Consider the following 23806-nt stretch of genomic DNA (forward strand, 5'->3'; position numbering starts at 1 on the left):
GCTCATTGAAGCCGTATATTTTCTGGAGGTTCATCAGGCGCGGAACTCATCGAGGCGCGGGAATAAAATCCCATTCAGACGCCGGATAGATTCAAGCAAGCCAACTTGTCGTCAAAATCGGTGTTGCAAAAACGGGAGTGACCATAGATTCCGTTTTCTGAGACGACCCCAAGAGTATCAAACGATGCCTGTCTCCCCTCCTCTGAACTATCTGCTCAGTCGCGAACCTTAACGATAGGGTGATTCAGTTTCGGCAAATGGCAGCATGGTAATGTCAGCCAACAGCGTGCTGGTGAATTTATTGTCGGGCCAGACGAATTCAGTTTGTCACTGCATACTGCATGCCGGGTAGAGGAGTGAACAACGATCGAACTGAAACAGTTGCAGCGTCGTATGGAGAAAGAATGGGTTGGTTTCAGGCGGTGCTTCGGCCGGTTTCAAACAGTGTCTGACCGGCTTCTGGTAAGTTTCTCCCTTGCTGTCTGGTGATTCTGTCTTGCCTGGATTGTTGACTATTGATGATGGTGTTTATCCACAGCTTAGAATAATAACAGAAGCTTAACTAAAGCTAAGTAAAGGACAAAAAGGACTAATAAAAGAATAACGTTTTAGTGAGGCCTTGAACTACGGGCCTCTCAGGCCATCTCTGTCAACGCTGGCGGGTATTCTATCATTGCTGGCGGGTGAACCATCATCGCCAGAGGGTATACCATCAACGCTAACGGGGCAATTATCATCGCCAGAGGGTAGATTTTATCAACGCCAGCGGGTAATCTGGTAAAAATATCCACATCCGGGATTTTATAAAATGGCCAATGATAACAATCAGTTAGCGCTAATCATCACTGAGCAAGATAAAAGTTCTGGTGAAGTTATACATTTGGTTCCTAACTCAAAACAGAGTATTCAACCCAAATCGCTACTGCGATTGGGGGTCTTTGTTCCGACAGTCAAGGATGGCAGTGACCCTATGGCACGAGGTCATGTCATCGATGCAACGACTGAGTTGTGTCGTCTTTCTTCTATCGCTGGAGAGGGGTACGAAAAGATTAGTATTTTTGGGCCCAGGCTTGATATGGATACGGATTTCAAAGTCTGGCTAGGGATCGTGGACACACTCGCCAACACATTTCTTGAGCCTGATGGGACTGTTAGGGTCAATTTTATTGATTTTGCTTTCAGTTGTGGGCTTGCTACAAAACGAGTTGATTCAAGGTTAAGGAAACGTTTTAGCGACTCACTGACACGGATCCAGCACACCCATTTCCAGTTCATCAAAAACTCAACAGTAGAAGGGAAAAAAGTAAAGATCGACATGAGCCTGGTGTCTACTTCTTACTATGATGAGGGAACCGATGAGGTCATTATCAGGCCAAATCCGGATTTGAATACTCTGTATCGTGTCGACGGGAAGACCCGACTTTACTTAAAAATATTGAAGACCCTGTCTCGAAAAGAATCAACCCAGGCACTGTATCTTTATCTAGTTGAATTACCTGACCATTTTTATCGCATTGGATTCGACCGCTTAAGAGAACGGTTGCAGCTGACTTCACACAAAGGTGCTCAGAATGCGACGATAAAAAAAGCGTTAGAGCAACTGGATGAAGCTGGTTTTTTAAAATACACGATAGAAAAAAATCGTGGGGATTATGTACTGGTCATTCTTAGTCGAAACAAAAAAGTTACCTGAGTTATTTAGGTAAAATCAGTCATTTACATTACACACTGACTCCAGAGTGTAATTTTAAGAGTTCGGGTTTTTAGCTAACGCAGCAAACCGAACCAGGTAATTACCCTCCAGGAATGAGGCTTTACACCAGCAGCGCCCTGTTTACCCGCCAGCGTTGAAGATGACCACCAGCAGCGACCACGCTTACCCGTCAGCGTTGAGGATGGTCACTGGTATCGCCCCTGTTTACCCGCCTGCGTTGAGGATGAGCACCGTCAGCGGTCACGTTTACCCGCCAGCGTTGAGGATAAGCACCGGCAGCGGCCCACTTTCCCCGCCAGCGTTGAGGATAGCCACCGTCAGCGGCCCCATTTACCCGCCTGCGTTGAGGTTGAGCACCGGCAGCGGCCACGCTTACCCGCCAGCGTTGAGGATGACTACCGGCAGCGGTCCCGTTTACCCGCCAGCGTTGAGGATGAGCACCGGCAGCGGATCCGTTTACCCGCCAGCGTTGAGGATGAGCACCGGCAGCGGCCCCGCTTACCCGCCAGCGTTGAGGATGAGCACCTGCAGCGGCCCACTTTCCCCGCCAGCGTTGAGGATAGCCACCGTCAGCGGCCCCGTTTACCCGCCAGCGTTGAGGATGAGCACCGGCAGCGGCCCCGTTTACCCGCCAGCGTTGAGGATGAGCACCTGCAGCAGCCCCGTTTGCCCGCCAGCGTTGAGGATAGCCACCGTCAGCGGCCCCGTTTACCCGCCAGCGTTGAGGATGAGCACCGGCAGCGGCCCCGCTTACCCGCCAGCGTTGAGGATGAGCACCTGCAGCAGCCCCGTTTGCCCGCCAGCGTTGAGGATAGCACCTGCAGCGACCCCGCTTACCCGCCAGCGTTGAGGATGAGCACCGTCAGCGACCCGGTTTGCCCGCCAGCGTTGAGGATAAGCACCGTCAGCGCCCCCGTTTGCCCGCCAGCGTTGAGGATAAGCACCGTCAGCGGTCACGTTTACCCGCCAGCGTTGAGGATGAGCACCGTCAGCGGTCACGTTTACACGCCAGCGTTGAGGATGAGCACAGTCAGCGGATCCGTTTACCCGCCAGCGTTGAGGATAAGCACCGTCAGCGGTCACGTTTACCCGCCAGCGTTGAGGATAAGCACCGTCAGCGCCCCCGTTTGCCCGCCAGCGTTGAGAATAAGCAACGGTAGCGGATCCGTTTACCCGCCAGCGTTGAGAATGATTCCCCTCCACCGACCCCGTTTACCCGCCAGCTTTGACACTACCAGCGACTACAGTCGACATTAAAATCGCCGTGACCTGCTGCAGCGTGATATACGCCCGGCTGGCATGAAAAGAATTTTAACCAAACAGCACACATCCAGCGGTACAGGAGGCCCGGTTTAACCCGGGGCAGAAACAGATTGATCTATAGCGACTTGTTAGGATCATTTAGCAAAAACCAATCCCGAAAGGCCTGCTTGCTATCGAAGGTGGGAAGGTTATGTATGGACAAGTTCCAGTTAATGATTTTCACTATAAAAGACAAAAATTCAATTTCAGCCTCATTCAGTACACCCTCTCCTTTTTTGCGTATATAGAAGTCATACCATCGTTCGTAAGCGGCAACATTGATAGATTCAGATGCTTCCAGAAGCCGGGGGATATAATAAACCAGTTCTTCAAAGGCAATACTGCCTTGAGGGATATCAGAACGGCTCAGGCGACAAAGAAGGTTAATCGTGGCTCGAAGGTGATGCCACTGCTGTGCCGGGGAGGATGGGAGAGCGTTCATGCTTATCGGAAGTTCATGAGGAATTAAAGCAAGGATCTGATTTCCACTGGTAGACAGCTCACGCCGGTACTGGTGTAAAGTATGGTGTTTAACCTTCTTCATCATAGGATGGTAGATCCATTTTTTCGCTTCCTCAGAAACGAAAAGTAACTTTTCTATCGCATCCATCATCTTTATGCCTTCCCCATTCTCACGATATGGAGCGATGATACTTTCAATCCGAACGGCATCGATCTCCACCAGCGCCAGCTGGTCTGTTTGCGCTAACAGGTCTGGATTGGGCTGGATATCCTCCGACGTATCATTAATAAATATCCCGATTATCGTATCGTTACATATCCCTGTGAGGTCAGCATTAAGGCCACAAACAATCCCACCACCAGCGAGATTTTTGAGGTTAACTATCCCTTTCTCCTTACCCTGCAGAAGATGAGGGAGAGCAAGGTATTTTTTTTCCTGTATTTTCACCTTTATGTATTTTTTTATATGTTGTAGTGTGAGCTCACTACAAACCCCTTTTACTTCTGTGCTGTGGCTAAAATGCCATTTTTTATTTTGACCCTGCCTGGCAATCAGGGAGGTCCCACAGATGAGGCAGATACAGTTACACGAAAGCCCATTTTCAACGCTGGCGATATCAACAATTTTATTTGAATCCGTATCAAATCCAAACGGGATCCATTTTTGTGCATTACGTCGCATGTATATTCCTCGTTAAAAATGAGTAAAGGAATTCTACATCATCCGTTTTTATCAAACCTGGAATAACAGCGTCTAATTACATTATTCATATCTCATCGGGGATGAGATGCCACACGGAAGCAGGTATTTTGTCATAGTTTTTTTTCATGTAGATCTCAGCCCTGCGGTGATCATAAGCTCCGTTCAGGCTGGTTATCTTATTTATATCCCCACCTTCATCATTTAATTTATCCAGGATACGCTCAAACACTCGGTCAAGGGTTTCAGTCGTACTGCACTTTCTGAACTTCAGGAGATAGGTTTCTCTCAGGCTACTGTGCGCATTTGGGCTTTTCAACAACGACGCTCCGGGGCATGTTCAAAAACACTGGCTATTTTCGAAAACAGTAAACGAAGTTCCACGCACAGGCAAGAGAAGCCATTTGATTAATTCACGTTCTGCCTGGATTTGAAAAAAAACAATGTTACTATACTGGTTATAAAAACAGTGTGCGCCGGGAGACCGGTAGAGATCAAGGGGTGAAAGTCCCCGACCATTGAAGGACCAGCAATCCACAAGGTCCCCGAGTCATGCGTTGCATACCGCGAGGTATGGGGCGAAGCGTTGACAGGGGTGTTGACAGGCCAGCCATTGAGCCACGAAATGTATATTAAATTACCGGGTGCCGACGTTGTACTGTTAACGGAAGGCAACATCATAGGGTGCGATACTGCGAGTGCCACATGGACCCGGCGGGGTCTGAGACCCTGGCATGTCAATACGATCTCTACGCGGGAACCGGGAGATCTCCCCTCTGACCATCTGCCAGTGTCGGAGATGGCCCGCACCGGGAAGACGAGGAGTCATAGCCGGTGATGTACGGAGAGGAGAAGTCGGACTCGCTCATAGTAGCGGCGAAGCAGGCGAACAACCCGAAAGGAGCGGAGTCAGTGGAGCGAAGGAGCGGGGCCAAGGGGAACGCGGAACAGCCACACATGCGCCGGACACAGAGCCGGGAAAGCATGTCACAGAGGCTGTCACGCGTGCGGGAAGCTGCGAAGCAGCGGAAGAAAGAACGGTTTACAGCATTGTTCCACCTGCTGACAGTCGAAGCACTGGAAGCCGCATTCCTCTCCCTGAGCAGGAAAGCGGCCGCCGGAGTGGATGGCATCAGGTGGATGGACTACGCCGGAAACATGAAGAACAACATAACAGATCTGCACCGGAGGCTACATCAGGGCAGCTACAGGGCGCAGCCCGGCAGGCGTCACTACATCCCAAAAGCGGATGGAAAACAACGCCCGCTCGGCATCGCCTCGCTGGAGGACAAGATCGTCCAGTATGCGCTGGTGAAAATCCTGAACGCAGTCTATGAAAACGACTTTATGGGGTTCTCATACGGGTTCAGACCCGGGCGAAGCCAGCACGATGCACTGGACGCACTGGCCACAGGGCTGGTACGCACTAACGTAAACTGGGTACTGGATGCCGACATCAGTCAGTTCTTCGACAGGGTGAGCCACGAATGGCTGATCAGGTTCACAGAGCATCGGATCGGCGACCGGAGGGTAATCAGGCTCATACGTAAGTGGCTCACAGCCGGGACGTCGGAGGAGGGTCAATGGCGAGCAACGGAGGAAGGCACCCCACAGGGTGCGGTCATCTCACCGCTGCTGGCAAACATATACCTCCACTACGTATTCGATCTGTGGGCGCATCAGTGGCGACGTCGCTATGCCACAGGCAATGTGGTAATGGTCAGATACGCCGATGACATCGTCATCGGGTTCGACAAACGATACGATGCCCGGCGCTTCCGTATAGCCATGCAGCGCAGACTGAGGGAGTTCGGACTCACGGTTCACCCGGAGAAAACCCGTCTGATGGAGTTCGGCCGCTTCGCTGCCGAAAACCGTGCCATCAGGGGAAAAGGCAAACCAGAAACGTTCAACTTCCTCGGGTTCACGCACATCAGCGGGAAAGATCGCAACGGCAGGTTCATGCTGATACGAAAGACCCGCCGGGATCGGATGACGGCAACTCTGAAAGCCATCAAAGACGGGCTGCGAAGGCGCTGGCATTACTCAATCCCCGAACAGGGAAAATGGCTCAGGAGAGTGGTTCAGGGATACCTGAACTATCACTCGGTACCGGGCAACTTCCCCACCATGCAGAAGTTCAGGACACACGTAACAAACCTCTGGCGCCGGGCGCTCAGGCGCAGGAGCCAGAAGGATGATACGACCTGGACGAAAGCAAACAAACTGGCAGCCGCATGGCTACCAAGGGTTCGGGTTCTTCATCCATGGCCTGTGGAGCGGTTCACCGCCAGACACCCGAGGCAGGAGCCCGGTGCGTAAATCGCGCACGCCGGGATCTGTGCGGGGGGTATCCGGTAACGGGTATCCCTACCGCGACATCAGTGAAAAGACATGAGATCTTCCCATGACAGATAAAACCAAACTGGTTGCTATCTCACGAACCGATGACATGAGCGCTCTGGATGCACTCAAGCTCTTGCGGTTTCGCCGGTACAATACGGCCAGAAGTCAGTTAAGGGTCACGAGTGTCTGGTCTGCATGGTGCGCCAGGCACGGTCTGACCCCCTTCCCGGTCACAGCGGTTGATGTCGAGCGCTATATTAATGGGCTGAATGGATCCGTTAAAATGGCGACTATCTCTCATTTTATTGCATGCCTTTCAAGCGTTAACAGCAGCCTGGGTTTTCCAGACTTCCGCAACGTTCTGATAAAAGCACTGGTTCAGGTATGGCGGGCGCGGGAGAATGAGAAAAAAATCGTCACCGGTCAGGCCCTTCCATTTCTTATATCCGATCTCAATATTCTTCGCCGGTCGCTGCATAAAAGCGACGACCTGAGAGACATACGGGACCTTGCAATGATATGGGTTGGGTTTGAAACCCTGCTGCGTAACGTGGAAATTCGAAGGATTAAAACCGGCGACCTGAAATGGCAAAATGACACGTCCTGTTACCTTCTGGACGTCATGCGGACCAAGACAAGCCTTTCAAGTAACCTGACATTTCAGCTCTCACCACAATGCAGTCAGCATGTCAGACGGTTGATTGAGACGGTGGAATACACCGATACCGAAACCTTCGGGCACCGTTTTCTTTTTCAGCCTGTAAACATCCATACAAACCGATATTTCCCGTCCACCAGCAGTAAGCTATCGCGGGGAAAATCCATAGACAGGATGCTGGTCAAAGCAGGATTCAGTGAGGGGTTACTGACGCAGCTACAGAATGAATCAAAGGTATCACGGGAAGATGTTGGTATGCTGTCCTCTAATTCACTGAACCAGGCATTTGCACGCCTCTGGGGGATTGCCGGGAAGGTCGGCGACAGTAACCGACAGTCCGGGCGGTACCGGACATGGACAGGACACAGTGTGCGTGTGGGGGGAGCCATAGAGCTGTTTAAGGCCGGGTACTCCCTGGAAAAGATTACCGAGATGGGGAACTGGTCTGATCCAAAGATGGTCTTCCGTTATATCCGTGGATATCTTGCCAGTGAAAAAGCCATGGTAAGCTTTATGCGTAATCATCTGGACGACATATAGATTTTACTGAGAGAAACGCCAGCACTCAGCAACATGTTTCTGAGCGCTGGTCACTTATGAACTTTTCAGATATTCAGTTCTTTCAAATCTGTCACAACAAAATCCCCTTTTCCTGAAAGACTGTCAAAATCATCGAGTGTAAATTCATGGGTGTGATACCAAATGACCCTGCATGTGGGGCAGGTAACAGGCAACAAATCTTCCGCTAACTTTTCGCTGTTATGGATAACCTCACCCATCTCGTTATGTTCGACAATATAACCACTTATGCAAAGGGTTTCGTACCCATGAGCACCGGTAACAATATGGGTTGCTGTTCTCTCACGAATTTCCCCATTAATTTTAATCTGCTCTCGAGTGGTAATCGTTCTTTTATTATTCATGAAAACTCCGGATGATATTTAAAAACGGCTGACATTGCTCCCTGCTTCGGAATAATTGTGAAGGCAGCCAGGAAACCTGAAAATATGTTACCCTGTGCCTGAATCAGTTCTGGTGCGTCTCACGAATGAAAATGAGAGGCGATATCATGGATTATCCTTTTTGAGCAGCTTTTCTTCTTTTCTTTGTTTTTTTAATCTCCGTTTTGCCCGGAAATTTGCAACGGTATAGAGAGTGACAGATGCAATGAAATTCACCAGTGCAGCAAACTCTACTGCCAGATTGATCACGGCAGGTTTGACAGGAAGCCAGAGTGAGACAAGGAGAAGGAGGAACGATGTGATACACCGTAAGGCGTGTACATTAGAGCCTCCACTCTGGTTAATCATACCCGTACCGGAACAGATTTTGTTTGTCAGATAATTTAATCCGAATGCACAAACAGCAGTTACTAACAAGAAAATAGCGTAAGTCATTTTTCCTCCAGAGGCTTTAATCTTAATTTGACCACGTTAACCAGTTTCATTACTCCCGCCTCATCCGGTACGAAAATGTAACGACATCTCGGCCATGTCGCGTGTGTAAATATCTTACCAGCGGTGTTGATATTCAGAGGCATAAGCCTTTCAGTCTTACTCAACGGCATTTTCTCTATCGGGATCAACCCTGACTTAAAACTTTTTATCATTAAGTCGAGAGGGGTTTTACAATCTTTATTGCTCATCGTTTCTGTGTAACGGATCATCCCGGCAATCGTTACCTGTATCGTTCCTATATCAGATTCGAATTTCGGCAGCACCGGCCAGTAAGGAATTTCAAAATCCACACTGGTAAGCGCCTGTTCGTAACCCTGCTCATTTGTTTCTGCAACCGTTTTAAGGCCTGGAAACCGGGCGTGCATAAATTTGATAATCTTTACCACATTGGGCGTGCTGGCCTGACGCTGATATATCTCTGGCAGCCATGTGGACGTGGTGGCCCATGTCGTGGTGCATGCATAAGTTTTTTGCTCCATATGCCATAAAATAGAGGTGTCAGCCAGGAAGTGATGAACAGTCAACAGCTCGGCCAGCAGCCGATCTTCATCTGGATGTGTTATGGCATTTTTGAAACAGACCTGTACACGAAAACGTTCTTTTGCAGACAGAAAAGTGTTTCCCCTACTGACGGCCACTTTGTATAACCTCCTGGCCGGATCAGCTTCACAAATCCCGGTTAAAATCCGGCTCATTTTGACTCCCTGATGACTTCCACCAGCCCTATACGGGGCAGGACAGAACGATATTTTTCATTAAAATCGCCGCGCTTCTGCCTTTCACCTTTTACGTAATTTTTTAACGGATTAAACCGGCCCGGTTCGCTGAACAAAATTAATGGTAAAGGCGCGCGAAAGTTGAGTTTGTACGGCCCATGAACATCATCTGGATCTTCAGGACTGGTGTACCGGATATTGACGTTAACAGCCGGAAAGTTACTTTCCCGGATAAGCCGAAATTTTCTCAAATTTTCATCGTCATGACTCACTTCATCATTGAGCAACGACAGCATCATGATTTCTTCGGTTCGTTCCTGTTTCAGCCGTTCAACATCCTGTTTTGTCAGACTGATATCCGGCTGGAGCTCAGTTATCTCCCTGCGTAAGCGGTCGATAACCGTTTCCAGCCGGGTAAATTTATGAATGACAGGGATTTGCCAGGTGAACCCCAGGGAGCGAATTTGCTCAGTAACGATCCGGATATTACGGGACACCTGTAAAGTCACCAGCCACGGGTAAACCTGGTGCAGAATTTCTGACCGGGAGTCCTGGTAATGAGTGATAGCTTTTACAGCATCAGCAAATTTGTCACGAAGCCGGTTGATTTCACCCACCAGCGACATCACCTGATCATGATTGTTTCTGACCACAACGAACCCGGGGTATTTTCGGGTGATTTTGGTTGAATAATGCTCATCCCTGACATGGACTTTATCAACCCGCTGCTGCCGGTAAATATCCACCAGGGTGTCGACGTCGGGTACCGAATGAGTCACATTGATTTCCTGTGGCGGATTCAACTCCTCAACACTACGGGGCTCCGGGAGCGAGGCAAGGTAAGATGAGCCGATATCGCTGTGACGGAGTAAACTGTGCAGCTCACCGAGTTTGCGTAGTTGCTCTTCGTTGTAATGGGCAAAGTCAGTATTCATATCGTCTCCCGTATCGTATTCCTGAACGTGCGACGGTAATCGTTAAACAAACTCTGGTAAAGACTTAAACGTCAGCCATACAGGCTGGCGTCGCCCGTCCCGGCATACTCTGACGAGGCGATAACGGTTTTTCTCCATCGTGACCAGCCAGTACCCATCGGAGACAGGGCGGTCGAGAGTGACCAGTTTTAACCCGTAAAAACCCATCGAGGTAAACAGACGCCCTTCCCGCTCCCGGAAAGAGACCGTAAAGGACGGGAACAGAAGCCAGAATGCAGTGAAGAAAACATACCAGGTATACGGAACAGTCAGTTGTAGAATTTCATAGTTCCTGACGGTAGCTGTGACCAGGCCAAGGCTGAATACAGCAGCAATGCTGGCATATACTTTGAAAGACGCGCTATCGGAGTTTTTCCAGGTAATACCACTAATACAATGCACTTTGCTCATCGCCTTGCCTCAATGTAGTTGTCTGCGCACTTTCATCCGGGGAAGAATTTCTTTCTCCCACAGAGACCTTGCATTCCCATGCCCCCCCAGGAGTTGCATAGCACAAACCCTGTTAAACACAGTTACTTCTTTCCTGATTGCCTGGGTTTGGCTGTCTGTGAGCTCAATGCATTCCGGTACCAGCTGCATAACACCGTTCATCATTTCGGCCTTTATGAGGCCTGGACCGTCTTTTGGGTCGGCCTCACAGGATTCCTTTACATTAAACCCGAATGAACAAAGAAGCTGGCCCTGTGCCTTAGGCCCCATCTGGACCCCCCGGCTATCGACGGTAAAGCGGACGATCGCGTAATCCCCTCCCTGATCGCTGGTTATGTTTCTTACCAGCATGCTGACCGGAGTCATATGAAGCCAGCTGTAGATACCCAAAACAATTTCTTCTTTTAAAATCATATTCAATTTACTGGTTCTCATTTTCTAATTTATGAATATGAAAACATAAAAAAAAGCTCTGTAAAGCCCTAATCTGTAGAAAGCAAAGGTTTGGTGGCTTTTAACTTGTACTCAATAAAAATTCCGGCTGCATCTGCAGCTGTTATTTCAGACAATATGGCATCAATGATTTCCGGCTCCGTGATGTTATTGAACCCCTGCTTACGAACCATCTCTTTAACGCACTCAAAACGTCGGGCTGTTGCCGGGTCGATGACAAATGTATTTAGATGCACATCTTCGCATACGCCAGACGTCTCATTTAGTTTCATGTTCACTCTCCAGATCAGGGATGAAGTCAAAGTTGTACGCAATCGCTTTTTCAGGTGATTCACCCGCGATGAGTTTTAACCAGGAGTAAGAGTCTTGCTGGTTAAGAAAAATAACGAGATACCCTTCATCTGCACTGTTTCGCTGTTTAATGAATTCAATCTCATTATCCATTCCGAAACCAAATGGCCCATGTATAACACGCGACTGCTCTGGAAGCATTGAGCTGAACATTGATACCACGACTTCCCTCAGCTCCAAATTTTGGTGCGCAATAAAAGCCACTCTTTTACCTTCCTTAACGGAAGTTACAATTCGTTTAACACTCGACTTCACGTTATAGCGATACACAATCAACCGGAGCCGGGTCATGCAGAGGAAAATAATACATACGCAGCTGACAAGAGCCCCATAAGCTGAGCCTTCAATGAACCAGTTAAGGAATCCCAAAACAACCAGTCCCAAAAAAGTGACTATACTCAACAGGAAAATATAAAAGTTAATTTTACGGTCTTTTGGATACCAGGTAGATGCAACGGCTATGATAGCCATTACGCCGACTAATGCATACATTGAAAGATCAAACGGGTTACTCATCGATAGTCTCGCAATCGTGCCCAGGGCAGCCCTTGACAGGTGAAAATTCAGGGCATTCTTGAGTAGTTATAAGTCGCTCACCGGCGTTAAAGCGTATTTGTAAGTCACTACGTAAAGCTTCTGCATTCTCCCCCCCCAAAAGGTAGAGCAGAAACTCATCATCAGCCAAAAGTAACTTTTCCAGGTCATAGCACTCGTGTTTGTAGTCCATCATTCCTCCTTGAGACTATTAAATCACAGAGGAAAGACAAATTTTCTGTACTAAAGGGCTAAATCTGGAAGATCAAGTAAATTTTTTGGCAAAAAAAAAGCGCATAAAATATGCGCTCTTTTTTTAATAGACAACAATGGGTAATTAGTTCATACGGAGCATATGGTTCTCAACTCTTGCTATGAAGTTACTCATTGAGGGAAGGTTTAACTCGTCTCCTATGCGTTTACAGTCAAAAAGTGACTTTGCAGGGGAAAAGTTAAAGCCTTTATTATTAACAAACTCTAAAATCTCTTTCAGATAGGAGTTTTTACTTCCGGCACTGAAGGAGTTGAGTAAAGGCCCACGATCTAAAAGTTCACCTGCTGCTTTTTTGGTCAACTTAATACCTTGTTTACTTATCATCTTACAATGATAGTACTCAAAGCTTTCGCTACCTTCCCAGTCTAGAGACCTGGAGGAGTGAAACTCAGAAAGCAAAAGCAACATTGTGCCATGATCACGAACAACATATAAAAATTCAAAATTACCATTTATCAACGCTTGCTTAACTAAGCGCAAATCTATCTCTATGTCGTAGTCATACCAAGGGCTATTAACAAGAGAAGCGGAATGCTTCAGAATGAAGTGTTCCTTAACCCAGTTAAAAACCGATTCGATATCATAATCATAATAAACGTTCATAATTAGCTCTCCTAAAGTAAAAAAGGGAGAGCCCCACAGGGAGCACTCTCCCTGTATGGGTTATGAAATTATTTAATCAAGTCAAAAAATCTTTCTTCCAGTTTGCCTGGGAAAGCTTCATGACCCTTGAGCATTAATACATCATTCCAATCGACACCTTTCGCACCATCAGGTATATCCAGTTCAGGCAAATGAATCTCAACCCGGACTGTTGCTTCAGGATAGCGTTCAGCAAGTAAGGGCTCCATACGGCTCTTGAGAACACGTGCAGCGGACTCACCAGCTGAATTACCGGTGTTTGGATTTACCCGATCTTTATCTGCCCAAATCGACAATTCAATAAATTGGCAATCAGAAGGTGGCATTAAATACTCAGGTATTTCCAGCATTTCCATAAATGTTGAACTTGAAGATGCCCAGCAAGGAATTGAAGTCGCCTCAGTTACTGATAGCGCATTCTCAATACCTTCACTAACCCCCAAAAACCATGATTTAGTTTCATCACAGTAAGTTGGTTTAAATAACTGCATCGAACCACCATTCATCTGGTAGACCGGTTTCATCATTAACTTTGGGTTTTCAACATCAGCTTTTTTAAGTCCATCATCAGTAAGATGAGTTTTATGGATAGTGCAATTGCGACCGAATTTATCGTTAAAAATAGCAACCATCGTTGGATGAAAACTGGCTGGCTTATTAGAACCGGGCCAGTATCTCATCTTAGCATTAAACCCCAGACTAGCTGGAATTTTTGTGAGCATCCGTTTTATACCGCGCCCTGATAGATATCGAGCAACCAATGAATCGGGTGTCACAAATTTTGTGTATTTATACACGGCTTCTAACTTATTTATACGACTAAGTCTCTCTTCCTCACCAATATCTGAAAAAGATTGAGCTTTTTTGTCATAAAGAACAATATTAACACGGTCGGCTTCAGTTAACTTTCTATCCTTGGAAACACCAAGCATTTCAAGAATGTTTTTTGCAGCCTGCGTTTTACTAATGCTTTTTAGTTCAGCAATTAAATCAATGCCATCAATAAAAGTATTATGGGGATAATCCTCATGAATAGCATGAACACTTTCTAGCGTCCTATCTTTAAATCTGAATTTCGTTTTGCCACTACCAGTAAACGGGCATTTGACAGAACGTGGAGCTTTTTCTAAAGCCTCCTGAAACTCAGGATAGTACGTTAATACATTACGCCATCCACCCAGTTGCTGCACATGAGATTTGACAAGGTCAAAAGTTTCTTGCGCGTACTGCATAGGGGTTTTAGCCGGTGAATTATAATTTGTAGAATGACTCATAATACTCTCCTAGCTGACATTGTGGGTTTCACAATGCCTACTGCAATGCAGATAACATTGAGAAACCCACAACGCAGAATGAAAGAAGTGCCACGAAGTGGCACAATCATTTATAAGACTTCGAAACCATTAGCAATATATTTCGCCACCAGTCTTTCAACTGCTGAATCCATTGCTTCGGAATTGTCTTCGGAAAATGTGGCATCACGAACTAATCGTTCAACCGGCATAATTCCATTAACAACTTCCCCTTCTGTGACGTATACCTTGGTTCCAATCATCCCACTGTCTAATTGACGAGAGTCAACGCGAACACGTTTAATATACTTATTACCTTTCATATGTTTGCTCCTTAAAGGCGAGCAAACATACCCATGCGGGTATATAAGCCCGCTTGGGAAGATAATAGAAGTTAAACTAGGCTTCTGATTAAATCTTTATACAAAGAATTTAATTCAGAGATATCGTTTATTTTTTTAAAATAAACACCATCAAAGCCTAGAGGTTTATCAATGCCATAACCGACACAAACAATATCTATGCCATGTTTTTTAGCATTTTTAACTGCAGAGCATACATCATCTATTGATTCAGATGGGTCACCATCAGTCGCAATAAAGATAACTTTACGTGAGAAATTCAAACGTGAGAAATATTCCACGCATGAATTAATCGCTGTCGCAGTTGGGGTATGTAATCCGCTAGAAACATTTTCATAATTTGAAAAGCAACTAGATACAGATTTATTAAAAAACTTAAGTATATCTATATAACCTTCTTTTTGAACTGGATAAACAAGATCAGCAACATCAATATTGTTCACCGATTCACAAGCAAGGGTAAATGCAAGATTTGCTTTTAAGGCTAAAACTGATACGTCATGCATTGATACAGAGATATCACGCAGGTTTATTACACCTACATCAGACCTTTTGTATCCCTCCCCGTTTTTCTTAAACACAGAGGTTGCACCCATAGGTACTTCAACAAGCTTTCTACTATGAATACGAGATCCACGATCAGTTAGCCTGTTGTTACGCCGTACAGTTTGCTTATTTAAAGAAGAAAGTAACTTTCTTAGCTCACGAGAGTGAGCTAGAGCATTATTATAGTCCTCCTCGGTCAGAGTGATAAAACCAAAACGAAAACCAAAGTTTTGAATTTCAGCATCACTGAAAGAAGATGCCATTTGAGATATGGATTTTTTTATAGCTTCATGAAAATCATGAGAATTATCCTGTTCAGCCTCTGTGTCTAGGTATTCATCAAGATCTTCAATCGCCTTTCTTAATTGCGCTGGTGAGAAACTTTGTGTTGTACGTGCAGAAGTTACAGAACCATCAGAACCGTCAGAGCCATCAGAGTCATCAGAGCCGTCAGAGTCATCAGAGCCGTCAGAGTCATCAGAGCCGTCAGAGCCGTCAGAGTCATTAGAGCCGTCAGAGTCATCAGAGCCGTCAGAGTCATCAGAGCCGTCAGAGCCGTCAGAGTCATCAGAGCCGTCAGAGCCGTCAGAGCCGTCAGAGCCGTCAGAGTCATCAGAGCCGTCAGAGCCGTCAGAGTCATCAGAGCCGTCAGAGCCGTCAGAGTCATCAGAGTCATCAGAGCCGTCAGAGTCATCAGAGCCGTCAGAGTCATCAGAGTCATCTAATCGGTTTTGTTCTTCTTTATCTTTTAGATCATCACGTAACTTTTCTAGTTCTTCATATAGTTTCAATCCTAACTCACATGCCATAAGAGTTGAATTAACCCCTGTGGCTTCGAGAATCAAAGAATCAAAACGGTCTTTCATGTCGAATAGAACAGTATCAGCAAGAGCAAAAAAATCATTCAATATTTCAGGAACGCCTTCTTGCCCAAGCTGATTTACACGAAGCTTGTTTAAAATATACATTTCAATGTAGGAAACGATATTAGAACCGTCACCAGTCATGTTTCCATCACTAACCATAAACGAATACATTTCAGCAAGCATTACTTTTGAAAGCGGAAACTGATTACCAGTTTTCTCTTCCATCTGAATGTCTTCGAAGAGGTTAATAGAACGATGAAGCCTCTTAAGTTTTATTTCCGCTTTTTTCTCCTCTTCTTTAGAGGAAAAACTAGCGGTTCCGTCAGGCATTATACATTCGAAGCCAGGTTGTTTTGATAAATATTCATTTTCAAAATCAACAGTAGTTTCGATTTCTGTATAACGATTATGACCACCTTCATGACATATCCAGCCGCTACATAGCTTCCAGTATTTGTCATTACTAAAGTCACCGTTTGGTAAAAAAATAGTTTTAGATCTCATGTTAATGCATGGTGTTGCATGTGGCCCCAAAAAAAGAACATTGAGTTCAGGATCAGCACCAATCACACGAGCAAGATTATCTACAGCCAACTTACTACGAATAGAATTGTTTAGCTTAATAGTCATATAGCACCCATAAAGTTAAATGGGCGCACCCATGTGGGTTTGCCCACAAGGGATTAGAAGATATCAAAAATTAAATGGAGTCGAGAAAGTTACTTTTTTCTGGACTACATCATTATTTGAGACCGGAGTTATCGAAGAATTAGATGTCTTAGCAGGAATACCATTTCCAGTAAAAGGATCAACGAAAATGGAACCAGTATTATTAGCCAAATTATCATCTAAATCGTTAAAACGATTTTTAATTTCGGCAATAAAACCTGTTACAAGATCGTCACCATCCATAATTCTGTTCAAACGATTCGTATCACTTAGCAGTAATAACCATTCGCGAAACAAACTCATGTGAAGGGGGGAATCCAAATTACCAGAAGGAAGATGGTTTAGTACGCTTTGGATAGAGTCAGCAATTTTAGTTGCACGATCATCCAAAAACATAAAACTCACAACCTTATCTTTTAAATTTGACAGTTTTTCTACGAAAGTCTGGTCAATTTTAGGTTTTGTGCAGGAAGCATAGATAGATTCAGCAGTCAGAGCAATATCCTGTATTAAACCAACTGAATAGCGGTCTCCTAAATCCTCTCCATCAATTGACATTGGTGTGAAAGGGATTGGATGGCTAATCTGGAAAAGAAACGATTTTTCGAAGTCATCTTTAGTCATTCTTAATTTTTCAATTAATTCTGCCAATTTAGGACTTCTGTCTTTTTCCATCTGAATGTATTCTTCATAACGCTCTAGAGCATTCTGAATGCCTTCCTTGAAATATTCTCGGACGGCCTCTACTTCAATCAAATACTCTTCCAACTTAGAGGTTGGCAGTATATTCATGGAGCTGAAAGGAATGCAGTATTTACGTTTGAGATTACTCAATCTTGTATGAACAGCGCTTTTAAAGTTCAAAGCCTTAGTAGAAATCCATTGGACTTCAACCTTACTCACACTCGATTGGTCCGATACTTCATCTTCATCAAGAAACTGTCGAATTTCATTCGTTCTACGGCGACCCTGACATCCTTCGACATCTACCTTAATAATAACGGCACCATCTTGTAATTCAGGATTGCGGTCGATGAAACTTTTTACAGTGTTACTGATTTGAGTGGTATCAGCAATAGCAGCGATTTTGATATTAGCCATGATATTTCTCCAGTATGCACCGGAAAAATATCTCCCAAAGGGAAAATATTTCACGGTGGGGGGGGGGGGTAGGTAAAATTTAAATAAACGTATCAATTACAATTGTGAAATTGAACGTGATACTTCTTCCGGGAAAAGTTGCTCAAGCAAAATTTCAGCTTTACTACATGCTTCAGAAGATAACTTAGACGTGAATGCAATTTTAAACCCAACAGAAATTTCTTCATCAAGGACTTTGGAGGTAGAAATCCATGAAATCAATTCACGAATATCCATCACCAGTTCGTCATCTTTCAGATTGTTAAGTTCAAAAGCAACTTTTGCAAACATTCTTAAACATGAAGGTTTCAAATCAGGAAAATGAGCCTCAGCTGCACAATACATAGCTTGTTCATCAGGTCGAATCATCGGCAATATTAAAAAACGCTTAATAAATGCAGAGTCTTGGGACTGTGATGAAGCGAAACGCATATCCTCTCCACTCATGTTAGTGTTAGCTGTACCAATAAAGCGGGTGTAGCGATTTGCATAAATCAACTCGCCACCTTCTTTACCGGTTGCCCACGGTTTACGCTCAAGCGGCATATGAAGCTTAGCTGCCGTATCTGGGTTTATTTTATCTATCTCATCAAGAAGAATGATATGCCCATCACGATAGCCTTGCACAAGGTCACTATAAACATACCGTGTATTTCCATTTTCTAGCGTTCTCATACCTTCAAGATCATCAATCGATAACTCATTGTTGATTTGTTTGATGGTGATAGGCCAGTTCAGCATATGGCTGATATATAATGCTAACTCCGTTTTACCAGATCCAGATTCTCCTTGCAGGCAGATGCCAGCAGTTACTTCATTATTTAAAAGTAACTTCACCATACGGCGTAGAGTGATCGGATTTGGACGATATTTACTGTTTAACGGAGCACGAAAAGGAGTAACTCTTTTGAAAATAGGTATAACGTCATTTTCTCCAAAACAGTCAACATTAAAGTGCTCGTTTGCACGGACAATAATGTATTCCTCTTCATCTTGATATTCTATAGCCTTGGTTAACTCATGAGGTTCGAAATATTTAATTTCTAAGTCAGAGTTAACATTCAAAGTTAGAATTTTTGCATTGTTGTTAGCAGTAGTAGCGGGTGTCATATATAACTCCGTTGGATATTTATGAAATTAAAGGTTTTTGATAATGGCTTTCGAAGTGCTGAAAAGTAATCCGTAATCAAAACCGTATACATGAGATATTACCTTACATGCATCGGAATATAACCACTCAACATAATCCACAGCTTCGGTTTTAAGAACATAAGAATCGGTATTCTGATCCAAAGTCCAGGCACCATTTTCACTTAGATTTTCAAGGATAATCATTTGCTCATCGAAAATCTTTTTAAAGAGTTTCAATCTGTCAGCTATTGACCATTTAATGATCAATGATCTCCTTGTATAACAATATCTATCATCTAAGAAATCTGACCATTTAATCGGGCCTATAATAGGATGAGAAAATGTTAAGTTGTCAGTTTCTAAAGATTTAATAAGATCTTGCCTTGACTCTCTTGAACGTATTGCAAGAAGAAGTCTTGACTTAATAAAATCAATAATTTCATCTGGGTCATATCCGAAGCGATGACACACAATTTGAAATTGTTTAGTACAATACCAATCTAACTCCAATTTTAATTTCGGTGTTAGATATCGAAACCCATTGGCATCAATTTTATAGACCATCGATTGGTCTATATGGTACTGAACGGTTACAAAAGATGACTCCATTATTTTATAGAAGAACGTACATATATGTTCATCTGTCCAAATGAAATCATCTAGCTCTTGATAATCATGGTTCGGTACTTTGTTACCATGATCTTCAACTATTGAGTTTGATTCCACAGGTATATATACCTTTTCTTTAATTCCATCATCCTCAAAGAAGAATCTGAAACTAAGTTGGTTTTCATTCTCAATCTTTCTTAATTTACTACTTAAATGCATGATAGGTTTCTCCATAGGAGAAACCCAAATGGGATTTCTCCCAATAGGGGTTAAAAAATTATTAACGTGTTAAGAACCTTGAACCGCCGAAACCTTCAATAGGCTTAGGAGCTCGGTGAATCAATTTCTGGGCCTGGACTCTAACAACCGTCAATTCACCAGAGTGAACTTTATCAGTCACCAGACAACCAGTTATCATCAGGTTATCGCCTCGAATAATCTCTTTAAACTCCTTATCATACAGGTCTTGAGGTATTTTCACTTGGATCGATGAAACTACCATTTCTATTTTACCATTTCTTTCCATTTCCTGTTTGTTATCCAGTATTAGCATAATAGTGTCATATTCATTACGAACAATCACCTTATTAACCTCGCCGGAAACGCAAACAGTATTTATGTGATTTGTAAACATGTTAGGCCTCTTTTAAAAAACAAAAAGAGACCCAAAAGGAGTCTCTTTTTCTCCTTATGGATGTGTGATTAAACAAAATTTAGAAGATGATACCTTTTTATAAAGGACAACTTTTATAGTTGAACTCCATGAATAAGATAAGTATCAATTATAGCCAATGAAGTTCATAATAGTTGAGATTCCGAAATAGAGAATGGCAACACAAGCAGCACCTTTCAGTACTCTTGATACCGTATTATCATATCCCTTTACAAAACTATTATTTTCTACAGCTTTAATTTCTTGAGCTTGATTTGTTTCCATAGCTGCTTTAGCTTTCATTTCATCATCTTTCAATGATGCTTCAAGTTTAAGCAGTCGTGGCATTAAATCTGCAACTATAAAATCAAAACCATTTACTTTGTGAATCATCATCTCGTTAAATGATAAGTCATAGTATTTGTCTTGAAGCCCGAATTCACTCATCAAAGGCTTCAATTTACCATAAAGGTCATTGAGGTCCTCATGACGAGATTCAACGGTCTCAACAAAGTGCTGACGTTTATAAAAAACATGCACCTCATCAATAACCATATCAAGCCATTGACTTACTTTAACAGCACCCAGCTTGGTCAGTTTATCTTTACCGAAGTGAAGAGACTCTGAAGTAACAATGGAGCTGATATTCAACTCAACAAGCTTTTCATCAAGAGATGATAAAAAAGCTTCGAGCGTTTTTTCACGTGGGATGTCGGGAAATTCTTCAAGAAGTTGTTCAGCCTCATCGAGGTTGATCTCATTAATGAAGACATCACCAACATTCACGCTGTAAATCACAGAACGTTCACAACCAACTAAATGCTTCAGTTTAGAACTTTCTTCAAGCGCCTTTAACTCAATTACACGGCTGACAGATTCTGTCATATACCAGATGTAACTCTTATCGTCATCGGTGCCTTTTTCTATTTTACAAATATCACTGCCAGTATTCGATGGTGGAATTTCTTCACCATAAAACGCTTTGGAATAAGCCATCAAAATTGAATCTTTCTCAATTTTGTCAGCAGCCGGGCGTGACGGTTTAGCACTGGTGGCGGTTTTAGCACGTGTTGGGGTTTTAGCTTTGGGTTTAGCAGTAGTAGCAGTAGTCATTTTATATACCTTTAAGTTTAGAATTAAATCCGGAAAAACCATTTACGCAGTTTATTTAGAAATTGGCGAAAGCCGTCGTTTATCACCCTGAAGCAACAAACCGCCTGAGTTTATACTTTTCTGGCATTAGAAAGTCCGTAGAAAGTTACTTTTTGAAAGCAATTTAACTACGAGTTGTGGTAAGACAGATGTGAGTTATCGCACCAGCGCCATTCTTTTGGAAAGAGGCTCTGGTGTCGAAACTCAAAATTGAGCTACCCATTTATGGATATCTTAGAAGGTATAAAGGTATTAAAAGTAAAACTATTGAGAAATTTATACATCAACCCTGTATCATTGTAAACACATATCTTCACTTCCCTCAATAATTGGTATTTCTTCAGCTAACTCAACTACTTTCGGGAACGACTCAGTGATAAACTCTGACGGTTTCCCATGCCAGGTAATGTAAAGCTCAAGCTCTGCCCTTGTCATCCCAACAAAAAATAAACGACGCTCCTCTTCTATCCCTTCATCACCGATAACCTTCGGTGAGGGTATTTGGTCGTGGTTGCAGTTGATGATTAGTACTTTTTTCCATTCCAGTCCTTTGGAACCATGGAGCGTGCAGAGACAGATTCCACTTTGCTCTGTTTCACTAGATTCCACTTTGTTACCCATGGTCATGCCAGCTGCAATATTTAGCATCTTAAGCCATCCATCTTTCATTGCCCAACGGTAGCATGACATTAAAGAAATCCGGGTTACTGACGAATCACCTTTCGTATTGGACATCTTGTATCCGGCCATTTCTAACCATTCTTTAATTTTTTTAAAACGGTTTTCAATTTCTTCTTTGACTCGTGTATCAGTCATCATCGGTGCCATGTGCTTGTGTAGGGTTTTGGTAAGGACTGATGCATCAGGAGGTAAATCAGTTTGTTGAAAAGTAACTTTTTTGGAACTCATATGCTTCCACACTGTGTCCAAAACTTGTTCATCCTCATTGAGGAAAGATAGAACTCGTTTCATCAGACCGATGTTACCTGGCTGTCGGAAAAAGGAGAACAGATGGAGAATGTTACTTGGCTCTAATCCCTCCCAGAAGGATTTTCCCCCTATCCTCGTAACCGGAACTTCAAGATAACTTTCCATTTTGTCGAGTGTCGTGTTGTTTCGGCTTAAAATCGCCCAATCATGAGGGTTTTTCTCCACCAGCTCCTTGATCACATCAAATTGGTCGTCTGCCTTATCCGATCTTATAAAAGTTACTTTTCCTTTATCCCCATTTCTGCCTGACACGAGACTCTTTTCATAGCGGGCTTTGTTCTTTCTGATCACTGTATCAGCAAATTTAAGGATCAATGGTGCACACCTGAAACATTTGGTCAGGTGAAAAACGTTAGGATTATATGCTTTATCAAACTGACGAAAGATCTTAACTCCACCTGCATCTCTGAAACTGTATATTGTCTGGTCATCATCGCCTACGATTGTGGTGTTGATGCCCCTCTTTGCGTGCTCAGATATCCAAGTGAATTGAATACCATCGGTGTCCTGTACTTCATCAACAATCAGATGAGTAATACTTAAAGGCCTCATCTTATCGGCACTCAACATGCCCACTACATACTTTGAAAGTGAGTTAAAATCTGCAACATTATCCTTTTTGCAAAAGCTCATGTACTCGTTGTAGAACGCCACCTGGTCGCGTGTATATTTAATCCTGATAATGTCCGGGTTAAGCTCCCGGCCAATGCCGTCGATGAATGGCATTATGTCGTTCACACTTTCATGGTAGTTAAGATGTTTTTGTACCCGTGATACCATCGCCATTTGTTTGTGTCCGATTAGAAGCCCTCCTTTCCAACCGGTCTGGTTTACCATTTTTTTTATAAAACCGTGAAAGGTATCGACCTCTATACGGTTGAGAAACCTCGGCTCTATCATTTTCTGGAGGCTATTTTTTAAAGAGTCTGTGGCCGCACGGGTAAAGGTTACCAGGGATACCCGGGCCAATGGATGACGTTGAAAAATGGCTTTTGTTCCCTCCTTCATGGTGAAGGATTTGCCACTCCCTGGACAGGCAATGACCATCGTGTTTTTATCCATATTTTGTATAACACGCTCTTGTTCTTCTGTACTCGATGACATCTTAGCTCCTTCCTGTTCCGGCATAAATCATGTCACATTCAGGAAAGAATTTTCTGAAATAGAGGCTGTTTTTCGTTTTATCTTCAGTATTTTGTATCATTGACTGCTCCCCGCCCAGAATGTACTGCACCTTTACTCAGTTGGAGTTCAACTTTTGGGATGCAGTTCAAAACAGGGCGAGGATTCCAACCCGCACGGGACGAGATTTCTAGGGAACTTAACTGATAAAAGCACCTTTAAAAGCACTCTTAAGCGTGCTA

The 23806-nt window shown here is 44.0% G+C and carries 25 protein-coding genes; 4 read left to right on the top strand and 21 right to left on the bottom strand.

Features of this window, described 5'->3' with window-relative positions; genetic code table 11:
- Positions 1-808 precede the first annotated feature (808 nt).
- Together KB892_RS27355 and KB892_RS27360 are read left to right on the top strand one after the other, a co-directional pair.
- Complete coding sequence (locus KB892_RS27355; protein WP_101992395.1) at positions 809-1693, top strand: RepB family plasmid replication initiator protein; 885 nt, start codon at positions 809-811, stop codon at positions 1691-1693.
- A gap of 896 nt (positions 1694-2589) precedes the next feature.
- The gene (locus KB892_RS27360; RefSeq protein WP_136537796.1) at positions 2590-2874 is read left to right on the top strand and encodes a hypothetical protein; all 285 of its coding nucleotides are present in this window, start codon (positions 2590-2592) and stop codon (positions 2872-2874) included.
- 218 nt (positions 2875-3092) lie between these two features.
- Here KB892_RS27360 and KB892_RS27365 read toward each other — a convergent pair whose 3' ends face one another.
- The gene (locus KB892_RS27365; RefSeq protein ID WP_014386530.1) at positions 3093-4160 is read right to left on the bottom strand and encodes a hypothetical protein; all 1068 of its coding nucleotides are present in this window, start codon (positions 4158-4160) and stop codon (positions 3093-3095) included.
- 85 nt (positions 4161-4245) lie between these two features.
- A complete protein-coding gene (locus tag KB892_RS27370) occupies positions 4246-4500 on the bottom strand; it encodes an Hha/YmoA family nucleoid-associated regulatory protein (RefSeq protein ID WP_016946352.1) in 255 nt (84 codons plus the stop codon).
- A gap of 512 nt (positions 4501-5012) precedes the next feature.
- Here KB892_RS27370 and ltrA point away from each other — a divergent pair.
- Both ltrA and KB892_RS27380 read left to right on the top strand, forming a co-directional pair.
- Positions 5013-6500, top strand: coding sequence for a group II intron reverse transcriptase/maturase (ltrA, locus tag KB892_RS27375; RefSeq protein WP_004178082.1), 1488 nt, complete (start codon positions 5013-5015; stop codon positions 6498-6500).
- An 85-nt stretch (positions 6501-6585) separates the two neighbouring features.
- Positions 6586-7722, top strand: a complete 1137-nt coding sequence (locus KB892_RS27380) for a tyrosine-type recombinase/integrase (RefSeq protein WP_014386529.1) — start codon at positions 6586-6588, stop codon at positions 7720-7722.
- 65 nt (positions 7723-7787) lie between these two features.
- Here KB892_RS27380 and KB892_RS27385 read toward each other — a convergent pair whose 3' ends face one another.
- The 19 genes from KB892_RS27385 to KB892_RS27475 all read right to left on the bottom strand — a co-directional run bounded on the left by KB892_RS27385 (position 7788) and on the right by KB892_RS27475 (position 23546).
- Entirely contained in the window at positions 7788-8105 is a 318-nt protein-coding gene (locus tag KB892_RS27385; protein WP_004026552.1) for a hypothetical protein, read from the bottom strand.
- A gap of 144 nt (positions 8106-8249) precedes the next feature.
- The gene (locus KB892_RS27390) at positions 8250-8579 is read right to left on the bottom strand and encodes a hypothetical protein (protein ID WP_016946351.1); all 330 of its coding nucleotides are present in this window, start codon (positions 8577-8579) and stop codon (positions 8250-8252) included.
- A complete protein-coding gene (locus tag KB892_RS27395) occupies positions 8576-9334 on the bottom strand; it encodes a hypothetical protein (protein WP_004181760.1) in 759 nt (252 codons plus the stop codon). The genes KB892_RS27390 and KB892_RS27395 overlap by 4 nt, the downstream gene beginning before the upstream one ends.
- Complete coding sequence (locus tag KB892_RS27400) at positions 9331-10290, bottom strand: DNA replication terminus site-binding protein (protein ID WP_014386528.1); 960 nt, start codon at positions 10288-10290, stop codon at positions 9331-9333. Before KB892_RS27400 ends, KB892_RS27395 begins: the two co-directional genes overlap by 4 nt.
- A gap of 42 nt (positions 10291-10332) precedes the next feature.
- Complete coding sequence (locus tag KB892_RS27405) at positions 10333-10740, bottom strand: hypothetical protein (RefSeq protein WP_032409750.1); 408 nt, start codon at positions 10738-10740, stop codon at positions 10333-10335.
- 9 nt (positions 10741-10749) lie between these two features.
- A complete protein-coding gene (locus KB892_RS27410; RefSeq protein WP_004181762.1) occupies positions 10750-11214 on the bottom strand; it encodes a hypothetical protein in 465 nt (154 codons plus the stop codon).
- Positions 11215-11261: 47 nt separating this feature from the next.
- Entirely contained in the window at positions 11262-11504 is a 243-nt protein-coding gene (locus KB892_RS27415; RefSeq protein ID WP_004181763.1) for a hypothetical protein, read from the bottom strand.
- The gene (locus tag KB892_RS27420) at positions 11491-12099 is read right to left on the bottom strand and encodes a hypothetical protein (RefSeq protein ID WP_014386527.1); all 609 of its coding nucleotides are present in this window, start codon (positions 12097-12099) and stop codon (positions 11491-11493) included. The genes KB892_RS27415 and KB892_RS27420 overlap by 14 nt, the downstream gene beginning before the upstream one ends.
- Positions 12092-12313, bottom strand: coding sequence for a hypothetical protein (locus KB892_RS27425; protein WP_223175070.1), 222 nt, complete (start codon positions 12311-12313; stop codon positions 12092-12094). The genes KB892_RS27420 and KB892_RS27425 overlap by 8 nt, the downstream gene beginning before the upstream one ends.
- Before the next feature lie 141 nt (positions 12314-12454).
- A complete protein-coding gene (locus tag KB892_RS27430; protein WP_004181766.1) occupies positions 12455-12994 on the bottom strand; it encodes a hypothetical protein in 540 nt (179 codons plus the stop codon).
- A gap of 68 nt (positions 12995-13062) precedes the next feature.
- Complete coding sequence (locus KB892_RS27435) at positions 13063-14307, bottom strand: DUF7146 domain-containing protein (RefSeq protein WP_004181767.1); 1245 nt, start codon at positions 14305-14307, stop codon at positions 13063-13065.
- 110 nt (positions 14308-14417) lie between these two features.
- Positions 14418-14648 (bottom strand): hypothetical protein, encoded by a 231-nt coding sequence (locus KB892_RS27440; RefSeq protein WP_004181768.1) that lies wholly within the window; start codon positions 14646-14648, stop codon positions 14418-14420.
- Between the two features lie 71 nt (positions 14649-14719).
- Positions 14720-16729 (bottom strand): VWA domain-containing protein, encoded by a 2010-nt coding sequence (locus KB892_RS27445; protein WP_145015273.1) that lies wholly within the window; start codon positions 16727-16729, stop codon positions 14720-14722.
- A 63-nt stretch (positions 16730-16792) separates the two neighbouring features.
- The gene (locus KB892_RS27450; protein ID WP_004026538.1) at positions 16793-17869 is read right to left on the bottom strand and encodes a DUF3150 domain-containing protein; all 1077 of its coding nucleotides are present in this window, start codon (positions 17867-17869) and stop codon (positions 16793-16795) included.
- Between the two features lie 96 nt (positions 17870-17965).
- Positions 17966-19018, bottom strand: coding sequence for an ATP-binding protein (locus tag KB892_RS27455; protein ID WP_004181771.1), 1053 nt, complete (start codon positions 19016-19018; stop codon positions 17966-17968).
- 27 nt (positions 19019-19045) lie between these two features.
- Entirely contained in the window at positions 19046-19867 is an 822-nt protein-coding gene (locus tag KB892_RS27460) for a hypothetical protein (RefSeq protein ID WP_004181772.1), read from the bottom strand.
- 61 nt (positions 19868-19928) lie between these two features.
- Positions 19929-20282 (bottom strand): hypothetical protein, encoded by a 354-nt coding sequence (locus KB892_RS27465; protein ID WP_004181774.1) that lies wholly within the window; start codon positions 20280-20282, stop codon positions 19929-19931.
- Between the two features lie 144 nt (positions 20283-20426).
- Entirely contained in the window at positions 20427-21413 is a 987-nt protein-coding gene (locus KB892_RS27470; protein ID WP_101992392.1) for a hypothetical protein, read from the bottom strand.
- A 333-nt stretch (positions 21414-21746) separates the two neighbouring features.
- Entirely contained in the window at positions 21747-23546 is a 1800-nt protein-coding gene (locus KB892_RS27475; RefSeq protein ID WP_004181776.1) for an ATP-dependent helicase, read from the bottom strand.
- Positions 23547-23806 lie beyond the last annotated feature (260 nt).

Source organism: Klebsiella sp. P1927, assembly GCF_018204675.1.
Taxonomy (GTDB): domain Bacteria; phylum Pseudomonadota; class Gammaproteobacteria; order Enterobacterales; family Enterobacteriaceae; genus Klebsiella; species Klebsiella pneumoniae.